Annotated in this window: 12 protein-coding genes and 2 pseudogenes; 7 read left to right on the top strand and 7 right to left on the bottom strand. The window is 70.6% G+C overall.

The window, feature by feature from the left end; genetic code table 11:
* Nucleotides 1-246 precede the first annotated feature (246 nt).
* Nucleotides 247-612 (top strand): annotated as a pseudogene (locus ACQPZK_RS05955) (phosphotransferase family protein); the annotation flags it as partial.
* Nucleotides 613-657: 45 nt separating this feature from the next.
* Here ACQPZK_RS05955 and ACQPZK_RS05950 read toward each other — a convergent pair.
* From ACQPZK_RS05950 to ACQPZK_RS05925, 6 genes are read right to left on the bottom strand one after another with little or no spacing between them, the layout of a single operon-like run.
* Nucleotides 658-1,338, bottom strand: a complete 681-nt coding sequence (locus ACQPZK_RS05950) for a hypothetical protein (protein WP_433537325.1) — start codon at nucleotides 1,336-1,338, stop codon at nucleotides 658-660.
* 40 nt (nucleotides 1,339-1,378) lie between these two features.
* A complete protein-coding gene (locus ACQPZK_RS05945) occupies nucleotides 1,379-4,027 on the bottom strand; it encodes a M48 family metalloprotease (RefSeq protein WP_433537324.1) in 2,649 nt (882 codons plus the stop codon).
* Nucleotides 4,017-4,556, bottom strand: a complete 540-nt coding sequence (locus ACQPZK_RS05940) for a hypothetical protein (protein WP_433537323.1) — start codon at nucleotides 4,554-4,556, stop codon at nucleotides 4,017-4,019. The genes ACQPZK_RS05945 and ACQPZK_RS05940 overlap by 11 nt, the downstream gene beginning before the upstream one ends.
* 18 nt (nucleotides 4,557-4,574) lie before the next feature.
* A complete protein-coding gene (locus ACQPZK_RS05935) occupies nucleotides 4,575-5,369 on the bottom strand; it encodes a hypothetical protein (RefSeq protein WP_433537322.1) in 795 nt (264 codons plus the stop codon).
* Complete coding sequence (locus tag ACQPZK_RS05930) at nucleotides 5,366-6,706, bottom strand: hypothetical protein (RefSeq protein WP_433537321.1); 1,341 nt, start codon at nucleotides 6,704-6,706, stop codon at nucleotides 5,366-5,368. The genes ACQPZK_RS05935 and ACQPZK_RS05930 overlap by 4 nt, the downstream gene beginning before the upstream one ends.
* Nucleotides 6,707-6,738: 32 nt before the next feature.
* A complete protein-coding gene (locus ACQPZK_RS05925; protein WP_433537320.1) occupies nucleotides 6,739-7,827 on the bottom strand; it encodes an OmpA family protein in 1,089 nt (362 codons plus the stop codon).
* A 413-nt stretch (nucleotides 7,828-8,240) separates the two neighbouring features.
* Here ACQPZK_RS05925 and ACQPZK_RS05920 point away from each other — a divergent pair, with 413 nt between their 5' ends.
* The 3 genes and pseudogenes from ACQPZK_RS05920 (at nucleotide 8,241) to ACQPZK_RS05910 (ending at nucleotide 13,210) form a co-directional block, all read left to right on the top strand.
* Nucleotides 8,241-10,361 (top strand): tetratricopeptide repeat protein, encoded by a 2,121-nt coding sequence (locus ACQPZK_RS05920; protein WP_433537319.1) that lies wholly within the window; start codon nucleotides 8,241-8,243, stop codon nucleotides 10,359-10,361.
* Nucleotides 10,343-10,621 (top strand): annotated as a pseudogene (locus tag ACQPZK_RS05915) (toll/interleukin-1 receptor domain-containing protein); the annotation flags it as partial. The gene ACQPZK_RS05920 and the pseudogene ACQPZK_RS05915, both read left to right, overlap by 19 nt.
* Nucleotides 10,622-10,651: 30 nt before the next feature.
* The gene (locus tag ACQPZK_RS05910; RefSeq protein WP_433539119.1) at nucleotides 10,652-13,210 is read left to right on the top strand and encodes a tetratricopeptide repeat protein; all 2,559 of its coding nucleotides are present in this window, start codon (nucleotides 10,652-10,654) and stop codon (nucleotides 13,208-13,210) included.
* Here the strand turns inward: ACQPZK_RS05910 and ACQPZK_RS05905 are convergent.
* Nucleotides 13,195-16,080, bottom strand: a complete 2,886-nt coding sequence (locus ACQPZK_RS05905) for a TIR domain-containing protein (protein WP_433537318.1) — start codon at nucleotides 16,078-16,080, stop codon at nucleotides 13,195-13,197. The two genes, ACQPZK_RS05910 and ACQPZK_RS05905, sit on opposite strands and share 16 nt — an antisense overlap.
* 139 nt (nucleotides 16,081-16,219) lie before the next feature.
* On the opposite strand from ACQPZK_RS05905, the gene ACQPZK_RS05900 reads away from it, so the two are divergent.
* From ACQPZK_RS05900 to ACQPZK_RS05890, 3 genes are read left to right on the top strand one after another with little or no spacing between them, the layout of a single operon-like run.
* Nucleotides 16,220-16,399 carry a hypothetical protein gene (locus ACQPZK_RS05900; RefSeq protein ID WP_433537317.1) on the top strand — a complete coding sequence of 60 codons (180 nt, stop codon included), beginning with the start codon at nucleotides 16,220-16,222 and terminating at the stop codon, nucleotides 16,397-16,399.
* Entirely contained in the window at nucleotides 16,399-17,091 is a 693-nt protein-coding gene (locus ACQPZK_RS05895) for a TauD/TfdA family dioxygenase (protein WP_433537316.1), read from the top strand. Before ACQPZK_RS05900 ends, ACQPZK_RS05895 begins: the two co-directional genes overlap by 1 nt.
* Nucleotides 17,085-18,224 carry a hypothetical protein gene (locus ACQPZK_RS05890; protein WP_433537315.1) on the top strand — a complete coding sequence of 380 codons (1,140 nt, stop codon included), beginning with the start codon at nucleotides 17,085-17,087 and terminating at the stop codon, nucleotides 18,222-18,224. The genes ACQPZK_RS05895 and ACQPZK_RS05890 overlap by 7 nt, the downstream gene beginning before the upstream one ends.
* The last annotated feature ends 2 nt before the right edge of the window (nucleotides 18,225-18,226 follow it).

Genomic DNA, 18,226 nt, shown 5'->3' with positions numbered 1-18,226 from the left:
CGTTTTCCATGATCACTGTTCACTGGTTCCGCCGAAAGGCCAATGACGGAAGCCGCATAGCCGGCATTCCGCCTTCGGGCGAGACCGGGCCATCTCCCGCGCCAGGCGACCCGATAACAACGGACAGCCGGAACCGCCGCCTGCCCCGCCACGCCCCCCCAGCTCCCCGAGGACCCCGCCGCGTCCCACCGACACCGGCCCGGTCCACCGGCTCCCGAGCACCCACCGAGCGACCGACCCAAATGCCAGACACGAATAAGGCCCCGACCCGGTGTAAACCACCAGGTCAGGGCCTTGCTGTTGGTGCGCCGCCAGGGACTCGAACCCCGAACCGCCCACATGCGAGCCCTCCAAAACCTCGCACCACTACCGACCGTGCCCTGCTACCTCGACTTCATGCCCCGCAACATGATCTACGGCGACGACGGCGTCATCGGCCTAATCGACTTCGAGCACAGCCGCTACGACCTGCCCGCCCGCGACCTCGTACGCCTCGCCACCCGCATCTGGCCCTCTGCCCCGACCTACGCGACAGCTTCCTTAAGAAGTACGGCCAGCTCAACGAAGCTGATCACGAGGTGTTGGAACACTGCACCCACCTCGACACACTGACTACGCTGTGCCGCTCTGGCACGGGCGATCCGCATTCCGCTGCGCCTATCGGCGCACGCGCTTCAGTTTGTCGACCGCCTTCGCAACGATCTCCGCCGTCGGCCCGACCTCAGGCGACCCGACCTGTATGAGCGTGATCAACACCAGCACGTCGCGGTGGCGGACTGCGACGACGTGACCGTACAGGGCGAGTCCGCCACCAGCAGCGGCAATCACCAGGTACGCGACTGTCTCGTCGCCCATTGTCGGAAAGCTGAGCTGTTCGAGCCGGATGGTGACACCCGAGAGATCACCGCTGCTAGTGAACTCGGCACACTCCTCTATTGCTCGTCGGAATGCGGCCATCGCCCGCTGCGCGTCCATTTGCGGCAGCGCCGTCAGCACCTCCGCGACAAACGGACCCAGTTGCCCGCCCTGAAATCCAGCCTCGGCCCGACGCCCGCCGGGAGTTGCGCCGCCGTCGCTCGCGGCCTCCCCACACTGGGTGACGCCGGCGCCCAGACCACCCGCAGCGTTCGCCTCGATCGGTATCGAACGGTAGCTGCCGCCGATCTCGGCCGCGGTCAACAGCGCCGCTGCCAACTCGGCGTCGGACGGCGGTGGCGCGGTGGGCACGCTCGTCGGTACCAGGTCGGGAACCGGCGATGTCGGCGGCGGAGTCGGCAGCGGCGGCGGAGCGGGAAGGCCGCACGCCGCCAGGAGCGCGGTTAGTAGGCCGGTCGTCAACAGCCCAATCGTACGTCTCATAGCACGCTCTCCTCGCCGGTCAGCGTCGGACGGTTTCCGCGACGGCGCAGTAGTGCAGCACCACCGCTGCCCCGTCGGCAGCCCGCTGCATTTCCCTGCGCCGCAACGCCTGGGCCGTGCCCTCACCGGCCCGGCGGAGTGTGGCGTCGTCGGACGACAGCGCCCAGTGGGCGAGGGTCGCCAGCCGCACGGCATACGCGGCGGTCAGTGTTTCGCCGACGCCTACCGGCCCCGCGGCCGCGCCGAAGGCCTGGGCGCACGCCGCGGACCGAGGTGCGCTACCAGGGCGGGCGTCGCCGAGCACGACGTTCACACCGGATAGGTCGAAGTCGCCGACGATCGATGTGGTCTGCGGCACTGACCACTCGTCGACGCTCAGATAGCCGAACAAAAGCGCGGCGGCCACTGCGGGCAGTGCGGACAGCAGCCAGCCCGGCCGCAGTCCTGACGGCCGGCGGGTGGGGTGGCTCTCCAGGCCGGCAGCCAGCGCCCGGACTCCGCTACCCAGCGCGGCGGCCGGCAGCGCCACCGCGGCCAGCAGGGCGTACAGGACCATGAGCATGAGGCCGAGGGCCGCGTAGGCCGGGCGATCGTCCGGCAGATCAGCACCCAGTCCATATCCGGACACACCTCGCAGGGTGGTCAGCACGGGGCGTGGCCGGTCCGAGACCGATCCAATGTGGACGAGCATCAGGACGAGCACACCGATGGTCGTCAGCACGAGACCGCTGCCGGCGGACGCCACCGCTGTCGCGGTGCGACCGCGGCCGCCGAGGACACCGCCGAGCCCGGCCGCTGCCGATAGGCAGACCGCGAGCGCCGGGATGGTCAGGGCGAGCGCCACCCGACCGGCGGCGGGCAGGTCTCCGCTGGACCAGAGCATCTGAAGGGCGCCGCGCAACTCAGGGTAGAACGGGCGCACGATCAACCAGTATCCCACCGCGACCACGACCGCGAAGGCAGCAGCACCGAGCCACGGCGGCCAGGCTGGTCGGGCAATTGGGAGCCGGATGACGGCGCCAGTGTCCCGGGACAGCGGTATCTCGGCTGCCCGGGCCGCCATGCTTTTGGTCTGCCACACGAGCAACGGGTAGCCACAGCCCCACACGATGGTGAGGACCAACACGGGGTTCAGACTGACCGAGAGTACGAGCATCGCGAACGTCTGCCAGCTGCGCCCCCCGGCCGGCAACAGCTCCACGATCTGAAACCAGAAGGCGACCCAGACGCCGACGACGACGGCCGACTGCACGACGCCGAACCGGTATGCCAGCCGCGGGCGACCCGACAGCGGCAGCCATTGACGTGCGGCAAAGCGGGTCCAGCGCAGATAGGCGACGCAGCCGGCGAAGAGTAGAACGGCGGTAACGGCCGCCAGCGAGGGCGAGCCGGTCGCCAGCGCTGCCCAGCCGCCAAGGCCGGGTAGCCGCGGTGTCAGCACCTGCCCCAGCAGCAGCCCGCCGACGAAGGACAGCGCCACCGGCGAGACTGCCGGCCGCCGGCCGCCGGCAAGTTCCCACAGAGCCGACCGCCAGACAGCGCCAGTGATGATCGTCGCGATCAACGCACCGAACATGGTGCCACAGATCCAGCCCCGCAGGTTCGCGCTGTTGGGCAGGGCAAGGGAAAGCAGGTAGTCGGCCGGCGGGTACGCCATTCCGACCAGCAGCCCCACTGCGGTGGCACCGGGCCGGTCGACCCGGAACAGGCGGTCGTCGCCGAGCAGGGTCCGGTGCCGGCTCGCCACGGCCGGGTGGTTCCACCTGCGCCGGGAGGCGGCGAGGCGGTGCCACCACGGCCCCGTGACAGGAACCGCCCGTAGCGACAGCGCGGCGACCAGTTCCGCCTCTTCGGCCGGGCTCCGCACCGATCCGACGTCGGCGTAGAACTCCCGGGTGCGCAGCACCATCGCCCTGACCAGATAGAGCATCCCGAGCAGGACACAGACGCGCCAGCTGAAGTCGCCGAGCAGCGCCGGCTGGCGCCAGGCCACCAGGACGAGCGGCAAGAGCGTGAACGGCACGAACGTCCACCACACCGCCACAGCCGCGTACGTGAGGTCGACGTCGCGGTTGTTGAGATGGACCATCTCGTGTGCCAGGTAGCGGCGCAGCGCCGTGGTGTCCTCCGTGGCGAGGACGGCGGAATCGACGACGATCCGATAGTCGCCGATCCGCCCGTACGCCTGGGCTCCGCCGGTCACCGGCGCGAGGTCCACGTAGAGCTTGGGGGCCAACCGGCCGGGTGGCAGCGCTGAGCGGTAGCGCGCCCACCACTCGGGCGGCACGTACGTGCTGGCGTCGTCCTCCGCCACGAGCCCACGACCGCTCAGCCAGGGCAGGGCGAGGTAGACGAGCACCGTAGCGGCGACGAAGAGGCCGGTGAACTCGGCGACGACGAGGGCCTCGCGGATGCCGAGCCAGCGCACGCAGTCGCCGTACCAGTCGATCATGAGTTCCGGCGGCACGGCGGGCGCGGCCTGTGCACCGCGCACGCAGTACAGCGGAGCGGAGCCGATGGTGTCATGCTGCTCGACCAGCCACGCGTAGAGGTAGCCGGCGCTTGCCAGCACGGTGACGACCAGCAGGACGAAACGACCTGTCGTCGCGTGCGGCAGTGCGTCGGGGCTCAGCCGGAGCGCCTGAAGGCTGCGGCGCTTAGACCGCACCGGCGGAGTCCTCCGGTAATGCGGCGGTGCCGTTCTCGGTCAGCACGGCGGCGAGCATGATCGCAAGAAGATCAGCCTGTTCGGTGGTCACGCCGGCGTTGAGCGCGATTCGCCGCGCACCCTCGCCCACCTGGCGAGCGTCGGTCGCGGTGAGCCGCGGCAGGCGGGTCTGCCCACCCGATGGTGGCCGGCATCGGGCGAGCCGGCGTTCGGCCCGCCAGCGCCGCCACCGAGCGACCGTCCCGCGACCGGCGCCCAGGACGCTCTCAGTCAACAATTCCGCCGTGACGCCGGTGAGCACCAGCAGGGTCACGTGGACGATGAGGGCTGTGGTGGCCTCCGGGTCGACCGAGTTGGGCGCCGCCCACCGGCGGGGCCGGAGAACAGCCTCGACGATTCGGCGGCGGATCACGTCGTTGCCAAAGTAGCCCGCGCTGACGATCGTCAGTGCGGCGCTGTGCTCTGGCGCGATTTCCCCGATGATCCAGCTGCTGGCCTGGTCGATCGTTGGTGAGCTGCGCTCCGGCACGATGCACTCCTCTGCTGGTCAGGTGGTCGTCGGCTCGGGACGGCGTTCCAGCCGCTGACCGGTCAGGGCTGCCACCGTGCGGCCAAGCGTGAGCGCGGTCTCGTCGGCATCGTTGCCGTCGAATCGGATCGGCGGGGCCGCCGGGAAGGCCACCTGCCACTGGTCGCTGATCTCCATGTCCTCGCCCGGCACCAGTAGGTGGATGCCGTGCATCCCGGTGGTGGTCAGGAACCGGCGGCCGTCGTCGGCGGTGTCCGGAAGGTCGGTGATCAACGCGTCGGAGATGAACATGAGCTCGACGTCGCAGTCGGTCGCTCCGAGCCGGGCCACCTCCGTGACCGGGGGTTGCAGCAGCGTGTCGACGCCGTCGACGACCCCGGCGGGACCGGTCAGACGGGCGGCCCGGTAGTCGGTCGCGGGCACCCGAGTAGCCGCCTCCGCCGCGAAGTCGACGACCGCGAGTTCGTCCCCCGTACGCAGGTTGGTGCCGAGCCAGGTGAACAGCCGCTCGAGCGCACGGTCCCGGGGCAGCGCGAATTCACTCATCGAGCCGGAGACGTCAACGACGATGACGATCCGGAGGCAGGCCGGCCCCCGTGGCCCGACCAGCTGATACTCCTCGATACGGCCGGACTGCTCCATCCCTTCCTGCACGGCATGCACGGTCTGCACAGCGAACCAGCCCAGCAAGACCAGTGGCACCATGACCAGGAGCAGCAGCGGAATGAGCCGCCGGGCGATACCGTGCGCCGGGTTCAGGCGGGCGCCCCGGACGAGCGAAGGGCCGGGCCGCAACAGGCCGGATGCCATCATGCCCCGCTCTCTCTGTGGTCGAGCATGCCAGCATCGGGCTCGGGGTAGGTGGGGCCCGTGCCGTTGGCAGTCGGGCCCGTGCCGTTGGCGGTGGGCGGCGCGGCTGCAGCGTCGGGCTTCGGCATACCGTGGAACTCGAAGCGGAGTTCGGTGATCAGGTCGTCGACCTCCTTCCCGGTCAGGGGGCGCCAGTAGGCGAGCGAGTTGATCGCGGAACTGATCGTCCGCAGTGGCGCGAGGGCGACCGGGGCCCCGAACAGGCGCTGCTGCGTCGGGTCGGGCAGGGCCAGGCCCGGTCCGACGGCGGTGGCGTGCGCGGCGCGTTCCGTCGCGCCGACTAGCGGCTGCCCGCCGCGTCCGCCCGCCGCCCGTTCATCGAGCACGAGGAGGCCGCCGACCGCGCCGACCCGCTCGCTCCGGTCAAGCGCCACATCGACGGCGCTGCGCAGGGCGACCCAGGCATCCTCCTGCGCCCTGTTCCGGGCGAGCAGGCGCTTGGCCTTCCGGTTGAAATGCCTCGCCCGCACGGTGCTCTGCGCCCAGATCTCCGAGGTGAGAAAGGTCCGCGCCACCATGTCGATGAGCAGCACCAGCACGAAGACCAAGGCCATCGGCACGGCGGGCACGGAGATGCTCGCGAAGGTCTGTTCGTCGGGTGAGAACCGCTCGTAGACCAACCACGCGATGGCGACGATCGCCAGTACGCCGGCCACGCCGCTGAGCACCGTGCCGGTGATGGCGGAACGTTGAACACCCCGATAACCGGCCACCCACCGGTGCCCGAGCTTGCCGACCGTGCGCGCGACCCAGACGCCTACCACTGGGATGAACACCGCGAGCAGGATCGCGCTCATCCGTTCGGCGTCGAACAGTCCGGCGTCCGGCTCCACGTCGTCGTTGAAGACCTGGTACCAGAAGACCACCTCGACGACGACAAACAGCACCTCGACCAGGCTGAGCACCCAGGCAGCGACGAGGGGCCAGTGGGGGTCGAAGTGTTTCCCGAACCTGGTGCCAGCACCGGCTTCGGGCTCCGACCGATCCGGCGACACGAGCAGATGCCTGGGGTACCCGGCCCGCCGCCGGTTAGAGCTGACCTCCTTGAGCTGCTGATACGCGACCTGCTGCATCTTCGCGGTGGAGATGAGCTTCTGCTCGGCCTTCAGCAACCTTCCGGCGTGCTTGGCGTCACGATCCGCGAGGGTCGAGCCGGTCTCCAGTGCGACGGCGACCTCGCCGGGGCTGAGCTGTTCCGGTGGAAGCTTCACAGCATGCGGGCGTTCGGCGCGCAGGATGCGCTCCCGCTCCCGTTCCACGGCACCGGACGGGAAGATCACGTCGAACAGTCGGCTAGCCCAACGAGGGGTGTTCACCACGCGCAGTCCTTCCGGCTCACGTCAATCTCGACCCGCCGGTTCTGTGCGGCACGGATCTTGTCGTGCCGACCACCGGGAAACTCGTCGACCAGCGGCCGGCGTGACCCGTATCCGGCGGCCTGCACGCGCTCGGCCGGCGCGCCCAGCCTGACCAGCTCCGCCCGGACGGCTCGGGCACGGTCCTCGGACAGGCGCTGCCGGTAGCCCTGCGACTGGTAGGCGGCGGTGTGCCCGGTGACCAGCGCGTGCTGGTCCGGGTTCGTGCGCAACTGCTCGACCACCGGGCGCAGGAGGTCTTCCACCTCCGGCCGCAACTTGTCGCTGCCCGGCTCAAACAGCACGGTGCCCGGCGCGATGATCCGCGAACCGCAGGGCAGCGGCGAGACGGTGGCTACCAGTGAGACCGGGTCGGGCGGGAGGTTGTCGTCGGAGCCGCCGGCTTCGCGGGGTTGATCATCGAAGGTCACCTTGGCCTCGGCCTGAGTGAGAATCTCCGACCACAGCTCCTGAAGTGCCGCGCGGACACTGCCGGCCAGCGGTTTAGCGGTGTCACCCAGCCCCGCCCAGACGATCGAGGAGTCCTCGATCGTCTGGGCGAGGATCCGCTCGTCCTGCAGGAGAGCCTGGGCCAGGGCCGTCGGGTCGGTGTCCAGTGCGTCGCCGTTGACGTCGAGCTCGCCGGCGTTGGCCACGCCGTCGGAGACGACGAGGATCTGCTCGGCCTGCTGCCGCGCAGCGAACGTGATCGCGGCGAGCACGTCGCTTCCCTTCGCCTGCGGGGCAGCCTCACGGGCCCACTGCCGAACGCAGGAGATCACGGCACCGCGAGCGTTGCGCGAGCTCTCCGCCTCACCCGGTTTCGGGTCTAGGGCGACCCGGCGGACCACACTGGGCTGCATCCCCGCACCGTTGACCGCGATGAGCACGACCTGTCCCGCGCTCTTGCGTTCGCGGGCCCGCCCCTGCGCCTCATTCAGGGCCCTGGTGGCAGCCGGTGGCAGTTCGCCCCGCGCCGCCGACGCCGTGTTGTCGACCACGAACGCGAGGTCGACCTTTTCGTTGTCCGACTTGAAGTGGGCCACCTCTGCACAGGACTTGTCGGAGACGCGGTCGGGCACAGGCTTTGGCCCGTCGCCGCCGTCGCCGCAGCCGCTCGACAAAGCCAGCAAGATCATGATCAAGAGTCCGGCGACGGGACGGAGAAGAGCAAGAGAAGGGGCGAGGGTGGGCGCGGCACTCATCGGCGCTCCATGAATCGGTCAGTTAGGGGACAACGCCCTACACCGGGACGGCAGGGCATGGACGTGACGACGAGGCCGAGCGTAACTCGACTTTTAACGCGACTACAACTTTATTCTCAACGTCAATATTTAACTTTGGTTAGGATTGTTCGGCTACCGTGACGTAAGATGCTCGGGTGCCGGACCCCGCCAATCACTTGACCGCCATCGCCGAAGCCGCCGAGAACGTCCTCTCCCGCACCACATATCGATCGATGAGGATGGATGAGGTCGCCGCTGAGCTCCGGATCGAATCCGGACGTGGCCGCCCCTCCGGCCACCGCGGCCGCAGCGGAGTCTGGCTGTATGGCGAGGTCAAGGCCAAGGGCGTGCTCGCCGCTCTGGCGGTCGCGCACGCCTGGCAACGATGGACGGCCGAACACCCACAGCAGATCGAGCCACCTGCCCTGCGGGGGGCCGAGGACGCTCGGGCCGCCGTCCGGCAGGCATTCGCCGACGTCGCCGCGTTCTGTCGGAAGCACGACTTCCTCCTCGGCCAGCTTCGGGCCGGTCTGGGCGACACCGCCGCCGATCGGGTCCGCGGCGCGGCTGCCGGCGGCTCGCACAGCACCGGGGAGCATGACTTCGGCGAAGGGCAACTGGCCGTGATCGCCAAGGAAGCCTGGCACGGACGGTCAGCGATCTTTGCCGACTACCTGGCCGAACACCTCGCGTCGGCGACCGCTGCTTTCGCGCCACCGCAGCTACCCAGGGGCGCAGCACTGCACCTATCCAGCGTCGCCACCGTGGCCTGCACCGACGACCGCGAGGCGACGTCCGAAGTGCTTGCCGCCGGGCTTGAGGGCTACTGGTTCGGGCGGTACGTGTCCAGCCGCGTGCCGTGGGCCCGCTCGCTAGAGAGCGCAGAGGCCGTGCTGTTGCGCGCCGAGACCAGCGGCCGAGCCGCCCGGCACCACATCGACGCGTACGGCGCGTTGGTCATGGAACTGCTCAGCACCAACGTCCTGCTGGTACGCGCCACAGAGGAAGCCAGCAAGGCCGAGCATCTGGTCGCCGCCGCCATCGAAGGTCCATATTCGACTGATCATCAGGAGGGCGGCCAGACCCGCCGCCAGCTGATCGAGGTACGGGCCGACCTCACCAGCCGGCTGAGCCTCGCGCTTCACCGGCTCGGCCGTTACCAGGAGTCACTCGCGCCGATCGAGACCTCGCTGCGGCTGGCGGACGAGGAACTCGCCGACCCGTCCCGCAAGGCCCGCGCCCTGACGAATCTCGCCGACACGCTCGCGGCGCTCGGTCGGCACGACGAGGCCGTCGAGCATGCCGAGCAGGCGGTCCGGATCCGCAGCGCACCGACCGGCCGATCCGACCCGACCAGCCGGGAACGGTTGTCGTTGAGCCGGAACGCGCTCATTCGCGCGTACGCCGCAGGCGGTCGCCTCGACGACGCCGTACGCGAGTCCCGGCTCCTGCTGGCGGACCGCGCGCTGCATCCACGCGGCATCCACCTGGCCCGGCTCGGCCTCGCCGACGTGTTGTTGCAGGCCGGTCATCCGACCCGCGCAGCGTTGGTGGCCCGCAAGACCCACCTCGCCGACACACCCGGCTACCTGCCATTCAGCTATGCCTACCAGCACACGCTGCTGATCATCGCTCGTTGCACGCTCGACCTGGAACGCCCTGCGGAGGCGGCGGCCCTGCTCGCCGAGTCGCCGGCTCTGGACGACTGGTTCCGGGCGACCGTCTCACCTCGGCTGGCGATCGAGATCCGGCTGTGCTGGGCGCAAGCCACCGGCGAGCCCGCAGAGCTGAACGCCGTGGCTCGGCTCGCCGATCAGTCACTCGGGCCTGCTCACCCGACGACCCTGGAGGTTCGCCGCACGGTCGCGCGCACCCTTTTCGCCAGTGGTGACGCAGAGGCCGCCCTACGCGACTGGAACGCGATCCTCGGCGACGAGGCCGCCCTGGCACCGCACCACCTCGCACGAGTGGGCACGCTGACCGGGCTCGCCGAGGCACAGGCCGCCCTGGGACACATCGCCCGGGCCCAGGCCCACTTCGCCGAGGCCCAGGCGATCACCGACGGCACCCCGGCGGATCGTCATCCGCTGGCCCTGGCGGCCCGGCTCGGCACCGCCCGGCTGGCCGCCCGCACCGGCCGGACCGACGAGGCCGTCGACCTGCTCGACCAGGTACGTGACCGTTCCCCGGCATACGACCGTCGCACCGGTGCCAGTACCGACGACGGCGCCTGGGAGCTACCCGCCCTGGAGGACAATCACCGGCTGCTACGCGACGCCAACACACTGCTAGCCCAGTTGCGTCCGGACGCGGTCAGTGATCTGGATATCGCCTGGTGGACCATCACGGAGTGACAGCGAGCCCCTTGCCCTACTACGACGTCTTCCTCAGCTACTCCTGGAGGGATTACGCCCTGGCGTGCCGACTCCAGGCCGCCTTGAAGGCCCGAGGGCTGTTGGTCTTCCGGGACGAGCGCGGCCTCCGGGACTACCAGCAGATCGATGAGGCGATCGCCGAGCACCTAGCCCGGTCGCGGTCCCTAGTCGCGCTCTACAGCCCCGCGTTCCCGGAGAGCCCGTACTGCCGTTGGGAACTCGCCACCGCGCTCGCCCAGGCCTTCCGCCTGGACCGGCACACCCGCCGGGTGCTCGCCGTGCGGCACGGCGTGGATTTCGCCGACCTGGTTCCGGCTCAGCTGGCCGATGTGAGGCTGCCGGCCGCGACGGCCTCCGTGGAGGCGACTGCGGCATCGGTCGCGACGCATCTCGGCCAAGAGGTGGACGACCGGGTCCTGGGCGATGCGCCGAGCACCATCCCGGGAAGGTGGCTGCCGCACGAGCCCCAGCCAGCGCCTGCCTTCCGCGGTCGGTGGGCCGAGCTGTGGCGGATCAAGGCAGTGCTGACCCCCGGACACACACCGACCCGCCCTGGGCGGGTGGTCGCCGTACTGCTCGGCCTGGGTGGACAGGGAAAGACCGCGCTGGCTGTCGAGTACGCGCGCCAGTTCGCTGAGGAGTACCCGGGCGGCATCTTCTTCCTACACGGCTTCGGCAGCCACCTGAATGCTGACGGCGACCATGCGTTCGCGCTCGACATACGGCGACGTCAGCTTGAGTGGATCACGCGGCAGCTCACCAAGGGCCAGGCAGCCGACGAACACGCACTCCGCGATCATCTAGAACGCGCCAGTCTGCCGTACCTCTGGATCGTCGATGACCTGCCGCGCGACACCGGCGACGAACTCTTCGACGCGTTGCTCGCCCCCACCGCCAATGGCCGCACGCTAATCACCACACGGTACGAGTCGGCGGCGCGGCGCGGCGAGCCGATCCGCCTGTCGGCCCTGGCCGACGAGGACGCGGTGGCGCTGCTCACCTCGGCCCGTCCCCCGGCAGCGGGCGAGCGGGCGGCCGCCCGCCAACTCGCCTGCGCCGAGCTCGGCGGGCATCCCCAGGCGCTGTCACTCGTCGCCGGACTGGCTGCCACGGATAACTTCGCCGGATACGCTGCGTTGCGAGCGGAACTGGCCACGCCCGGGCCGGACGCGATGGCCCTCGCCGACGAGTTGCATGGCGAGATCGCGGGCCGGCGACCGGCGAGCGTCGCGGCGACGCTGCTCCGAAGCATCCGCGAACTCCCTGCTCCAGCGCGCGAGGTGCTTCAGCTGGTCAGCGTGCTCGCAACGGCCCCGATCGCCGAGCCGCTGCTCGTCGAGATCATCGGCGCGGCCGACGACGTCAAGCCCACCCAACGCGCCGCTCTCGTCTCCGCTGGCCTTGACGTGGCCCGGCAACGGGGACTGGCCCAGCCGGTGCACGGTGACGATCAGCCGCTGTGGCTCGTACACGCTCTCGTGATCCGCACGCTGCGCTTCATCGATCTGGCGGACGAGCGACGCCAGCGGTTTCGCTGGGCCGCGTTGGAGATTCTCACCCGGCGGCTCGACGACAGCCGACCAAGGCTGCGCTATGCCCGGCTCGAACGGGACCTGCCTCACCTGCGCGAGGTGGCGCGGCCGGAGCAGGGCGCCGGTGACCGGTACGCCCTGAACGAAGCTGGCCGCGCCTATGTGGAGCTCGGCGACCTGGCCCGGGCCGAGGAGGTTTTCACCCGGCTCGCCGCTGCCTGCCGGGCGGCCCTGGGTGACGACGACCCGTCGACGCTCGCCGTGCTGGTGGGCCTCGCGGCAACGATGGATCTGCGCGGACGACACCGCCAGGCGATCGAGCTCAAGGTCAGGATCCACGCGGCCCTTGCTCGGGTCCTCGGCTCTCACGACCCGGCCACCCTGACCGCCCTGCACAATGTGGCGGTCGGGCACTTAAACCAGCGTGAGCCGGCTGCGGCTGCCGAGCTGTTCCGGACGGTCTACCGCGCCCGCCGTCGCCTGCTGAGCATCCACGACGCCGACACCCTCGTCTCGCTCGGTGACTACGCGACCGCCGTGGCGAGAGCCGGCCGGCCGCGGCTGGCCCATCGGCTGCGGAGCGTCGTACACGAGCGGATGCGGCGGCTCCGCGGCGACGACGACGTCCTGACGCTGGAGGCGCTCAACAACCTCGGCGCAAGCCAGCACAAAGCCGGCGAGCTCGCCGCTGCGGCGACGTTCGAAGCGGTGTACGCGGGGCGGGTGCGACTGCTGGGCCCTACCCATCCCGAGACGCTGAGTGCGGCGGAGAACGTCGCGATCGTCACCGACCCGGCCCGCCTCCATGCGGTCTACGCCGCGCGCGTCCTCGAACATGACCCCGCCGATCCACACGTCCTCGCGACCCTGCACAACCTGCTCGTCGACCTCGCACCGGAACTGCCGGCGATGGACGGTCCCGTGCCGGAACTGCCGGCGGATGGTTGGCCTGCGCCGGACGGACCGGCCGCACCACCGCCGGGGCTGCTGCGCGATCCGTTGGAGGACTTCGACGCGAACACGGACTACCGGGTGGCCGTTTTCACCCGGGCCCATGCCGTTCACGAGGAGCGGGTCCGCCGGTTGGGCGCGGAGGACGCTGAGACTCTGCTCGCCCTCTGCTACGTGGGGCATGCGTCCGCCCTGCTCGGGCAGGGCGGCCACCAACTCGAAGCCGCGCTGGACATCCTCACCGATGCGGCCGCCGGTCTGCGCGAGGCCCGCGGCGCCAATCATCCGCAGGCCCGCTTGGCCGACCGGCTGCGGGACTGGGTGAACGATCAACTCGACGGGTGACCAGCCGCCTCGGCAAGGACCCAGTCGTGCGGCGCGGCCACGGACTGCTCAGGCGGTCGGCGGGACGTCGTCGCCACCGTGCGCCACAACGCGCTCGGCAGCACGACCAGCGACATCGCCACCCAGCCCTGCGCGTAGAGGTCGGTCTTTCGACCGACGATCTGCGGCGCGAGACGGCGGACGTCGGCGAAGATCCGGCGGGCCCTCCCCCGCTGCCCGGTGAGCGCAAGCGCAACACCCAGCCCGTAGTGGGCATGCACGGTCTGCGGGTGCCGGGGCCCCAGGACCCGCTCCATCCCACGGTGGGCCCGCTCGTGCAACTCGAGCGCAGCGGCATGGTCGGCGCGCTGCGCCGCAGCCCGGCCGGCGAGCAGCAGCGCGTGCAGGTGCAGCGGATGTTCGGGGCCGAGCAGTTGTGCCACGCGTGCGCGGGTGCCGGCGAGCAGCGCGGTGGCGTGCCGGGCCAGGCCGTTGCACAGCAGCGCGTGCGCGTACTCGACCTCGGTGGCGAGTGTGGTCAGGTTGAGCGGCCCGATCTCATCGCGCTGGCTTCGCAACAGCTCACCGACGGACCGGCACGCCCGCCGCCAGTGCGCCGGGTCCGGGTTGAGCTCCCAGAGGCCGAGCGCCAGGTGCGCCCCGTCGAGCACCAGTCGCGCCTGGCGGGCGTGGACGTGGTCGGCGAGACCATGGGCGGCATAGTGGTCGACGACGAGTCGTGCGGTGTCCCGGGCATCCTGCTGCTCGTTGGTGGTCAACTGGATGCGGGCCAGCTCGATTCGTGCCTCCTGAAGGCGTTCGAGTGCCAATGAACCGCTGTCCGCGGCGAGATTCGTAACAAGCGTACGGATCCGAGCCGCAGCCGCAGCCATCTCGCCCCGGATCACCCGGCTCCGGACGTACGCGATCCGTGCGGCGGCGCTCTCCGCGCTATGCGGCGTGACGTGCAGGGCGGCGTCGAGAGCGGCCCAGACATCGTCTGCGGCGGCGAACTCGCCGAGCGCGTCGCGGGCCTGAGCGGTGATGAGCTCGACCCGTGGCGCGGACGACACCGCCGGCACCTTCGCCAGGTGGTGCAGGGCCCGCTCGGCCTGGCCGGCGTCGAGGCAGGCCCGGGCCGTGTCCACGAGGTCGGGGACGGTCGCCCACCCGCGGCCGACGATCTCCTCCAGGTAGGTCACCGCGACATGCGGCTGACCCCAAGTCGAGTAATGCGCCGCGAGCAACCGCAGCAACGCTTCCTGGTCTGCGGGACCGACGCGTGGGTCGGCACGCAGCCGGACGGCGTGGGCCATCAACTGCCCACGGGCGTCCGCCGGCATCTGTCTCGCGAGGTCCAGCACGGCCGACGCCGCGTGGCTCGACAGCGCAGACCGGTCGACGACCGCGGTGAGATGGCTGCTGACGGTCTCCCGAACGAGGGAATGCACCTGCCAGCTCGCACCGTCGGGGGTCGCTAGCCGGCGCTGCCGCAGCTCGACCAGGCCGTCACCGATGGCGGCGGACGGATCACGATGAGCGACTCCAGTCCGCTCAAGCACCTGGCGCAGCAGGGTCACCGGCACAGGCGCGGCGGCGCAGACCGTCGAGACGTCGAGAATCTGACGGGCGGCGGTACCGAGCCCGGTCATGACCTCCGCGAGGGCGGCGGTGACGGCGTCCAGCGGGGTCGGCCCGGCATCCAACCGACGTACGAAGTCCGCATAGGACTCGATTCCCTGCCGATCCTTCAGGTGTCGTCCGACCACCGTCAGCGCCAGGGCGTGACCGCCGAGCCGGGCGACAAGCTCGTCGAACGCGCGTCTGTCGACCGGATCGAGGACCGGCATGCGGTACGCCCGCAGGAGCTGGCCAGCATCACCGGGCGTCATCGCAGCGATGGAGACGTGCGGAAGACGCTCGTCCGCAGGACGCTCGTGACCGATCAAGACCGTCCGCAACAGCGGGCCGACCTTTGGTGCCAACCGCTGGGCCAATGTCGGATCCAAAGCCGCGGGCACATCGTCAACTACCCACAGCGCGGGCAGCTTGCCTACCGCGATCCGGTTGGCGAACGCGCCGCACAGTTGGTCGACTGTGCTGTCCGACGTGATCCTCAAATCGGTCCGGCCGGCCAACGTCCGCAACGCATCGCCGTACGCACCGAAAACGTCGTCGGGGCTGGCGCCGGAGAGGCTGATCCAGTAGACCCCGCCGGGGAATCGCGCACCGAACCGGCGGGCGTAGCCGGCGACAAGACTCGTCTTTCCGCTGCCGGGCAGGCCGTCGACGGTGACCAGACCGCCGGTGGGGATGTCCTGCGTGAGCGTGAAGTCGCCGCGGTGCAGCTTGGAGTGCAGCTCCCAGGTCTCGGCATAGCGTCCGACGAAGTTGGCGGTTCCCAGACCCGCGCTGCCGAACCAGACCAGCTGATCGGCGAGAACGGCTCCGCCGACGGTGCCCGTGGTGGCGTCGACCCGTTTCTTGATCCGTTTGGCGAGCGATCGCAGTGACCGCTCGTCGGTGTCCCCGGTCATCAGGGCGAAGCGCGCGTCGGCGAGTTCCACCGGGTGCAGGTGATCCACAGTCGGCTCCGGGTTGACCACCACCACCCGCCGGTTCGGATCGCCCTCGCGTTGCCCGGACAGGAACGCCGCGGTCAGCTCGACCTCGCAGGCCGGCCGGCCGGGAAAGCTACGCGAGAAGTAGGCCACGAGCACCTTCGACGCGTTGAGGGCGTCCTCGATCTCCGCTGTGATCGACTCGAACAGCGGGATTTCCTTGTCGTCGACGAACACCCGCAGGCTCTCGCGTTCAAGGGCTGCGGCAAGCCGGAAGGCGTCGTCCCGATCGGGCCCGGCCAGCGAGAGGAAGACGTCGTAGCCGCCCATCTGACCTCGCTTTCGCGCAGTGGTCCGGCTCTGCGGCAGGACATGCCCAGAAGGTACCCGGGCTACGCCGCTCGACGACCCAGATGTCACCCGGCCGGGCCGATTGGCTGGAGACACGGGCGACCTCAAGGAGATTCCGATGCTCTTTCCCCCCGGCCGGCTCTCCGGCCTCCAGCGCACCGGCCTGCGGCTGCAGCGGCCGCCGGCCACTGACGACCACCGCAACCGGTGGTGGCAGGCGGAGCAGGCAGGTTCGGCTGTCCGGTTCCTGCTGCGGGTACTGACCGGCCTGTTCGACGACCAGATCGGGGGCTGCTGATGTCCGGTCTCGAACTGGTCCGTGCCGCGCAGCTGCCGGCCGCCGGCTACTTGGTCCTGCGGGACCTTCCGCTGCTGACCGAGAGGGGCGAGGTCGACGCCGACGGCATCTTGCGTCTCGCCCTTGCCGTCGGCTCCCCGTCAGCCCGTGACGGAGGACGGGCGCTGTGGCCGGTGACGCCCCGAGCCGGCGATCCGGAATCGACATTCTCCGTGCGGGCCGGGGCGGCTGCCCTGCACACCGATGCCCAGTACCGGCCTGACCCCGAGGATCTGGTCCTGCTCTTCGTCGTACGGCCGGCCCGGGACGGGGGCGACACCCTGCTCCTGGCCGCGACGGACGCCGAAGCCGCTGTGGCGCGGGCCAGCGACCTGCGGGCGCTGCGGGCAGCGCGGTGGAGCTGGTCGGTGCCCGCCCAGTTCGCCGCCCAGCCGCCCTTCCGCGCGCCGGTCCTGCCGGGTGACGGCACTATCCGCTGGCGGCGGGACAACCTCGTCGCGTGCGACCGGCGGGAGCACGAGGTCGCCGAGCGGTTCGCGGCGGCGATCGCGGCCTCCGAGGAGATCGTCCAGCTACGGCTCGCTGCGGGCGACGCAGTGATCTTCGACAACCGGCGCATGCTGCATGGCCGTACCGCGTTCACCGACCCGCGGCGGCTGCTCTACCGCGTACGGGTGCGTGCGGCGTGCTGACCCGGGCCGCACCGCTCGCCACCACGCCGCCGGACCTCGATCGCGACTACCGCTGGGCGGTCGCTGCCGCGCGGGCCGCCGCCGACGTGCCGACGTTCGGCGCCGAGGCGGAACTCTGGATCGTGCGGGGCTGGGTTGACGTAGCCGTCGGGTGTGCGGTCGCGGGATCCGCAGTGACCGTGGTAGGCCTGGATGACGTCGTACGGGAGACGGACGTCTCGTATGGATGGCGCTTCGCCCAGCGGTTGCGACTGCTTCGCGAACAGTGGGGACCGGTGCCCAGGTGGTATCCGGAATGCGGGTCGGCTCCGGTCGAGGCCGACGGTGTCGACCGGTGCAAGACGGTGCGGGCCAGCCGAATCCTCGCGGACTTCTGCGATGCGCTCGCGGCCGTCGAAGGGCCATGCAGTTACGCGCCCGGGCCGGCCACGACCGGCGAACTCATCCGCCACGCCAGCCGCTACCGGCCGTCCCCGGCGGACGCGATCCGGGTAATTGACTGCGATCTCGATCCAGGTCTGCCCGGCCGGATGTGGATGCGGCTGCCGCAGGGGGCCGCCGCCCTCCACCTGACCCGGCGGCCCGTCGACCGGGCCGCGATCGTGCGTACGGGCATTCATGAGGGGGCCCACCTGGACCACCTACTGGCCGCCCCGAACCCGATCGAGTGCGGTGTCGGCCTGCTGGCGGCGGAGAGTTACGCGATGGCGGTCGAGATCCTCGCGGCGGCCGAGTGCGCCGCGCGCTGCGAGGCCGAGCTGACCGCGATGCTCCGCGCCGGCCTGGTCGAGCGGGTCGGTCGCCTGCCGGGCGGGATCGCGGAGCGGGCCGCTCGCGGCTGGCCGTCCGCCTCGCTGCGAGCCATGCTCGCCACCGGATCGTCGCGTTTCGCTGGCCTCCCGACGCTGGCCGACAACTACGTCGTGGGGCCGCTGCGCCTGCTCGCCGGGCGTACCACCATGCTGCCGCCCCAACTCCAGCACGACCTCGGGCGTCGGTGGCACGCAGCCACCACCGCCTTCCCGGCCGCGCTCGCACTCGCCGAGGCCGCCGCCGCGGGTAGCTGGGGCTCGGATACTGAAACCGCTTCGGGGGACGCAGACCCCTCCACCCCGAACGAAGGGAGCCGTTGAAC

Source organism: Micromonospora sp. CA-249363 (assembly GCF_050950185.1).
GTDB lineage: Bacteria > Actinomycetota > Actinomycetes > Mycobacteriales > Micromonosporaceae > Micromonospora.
This window is presented reverse-complemented; position numbering and strand designations above follow the sequence as displayed.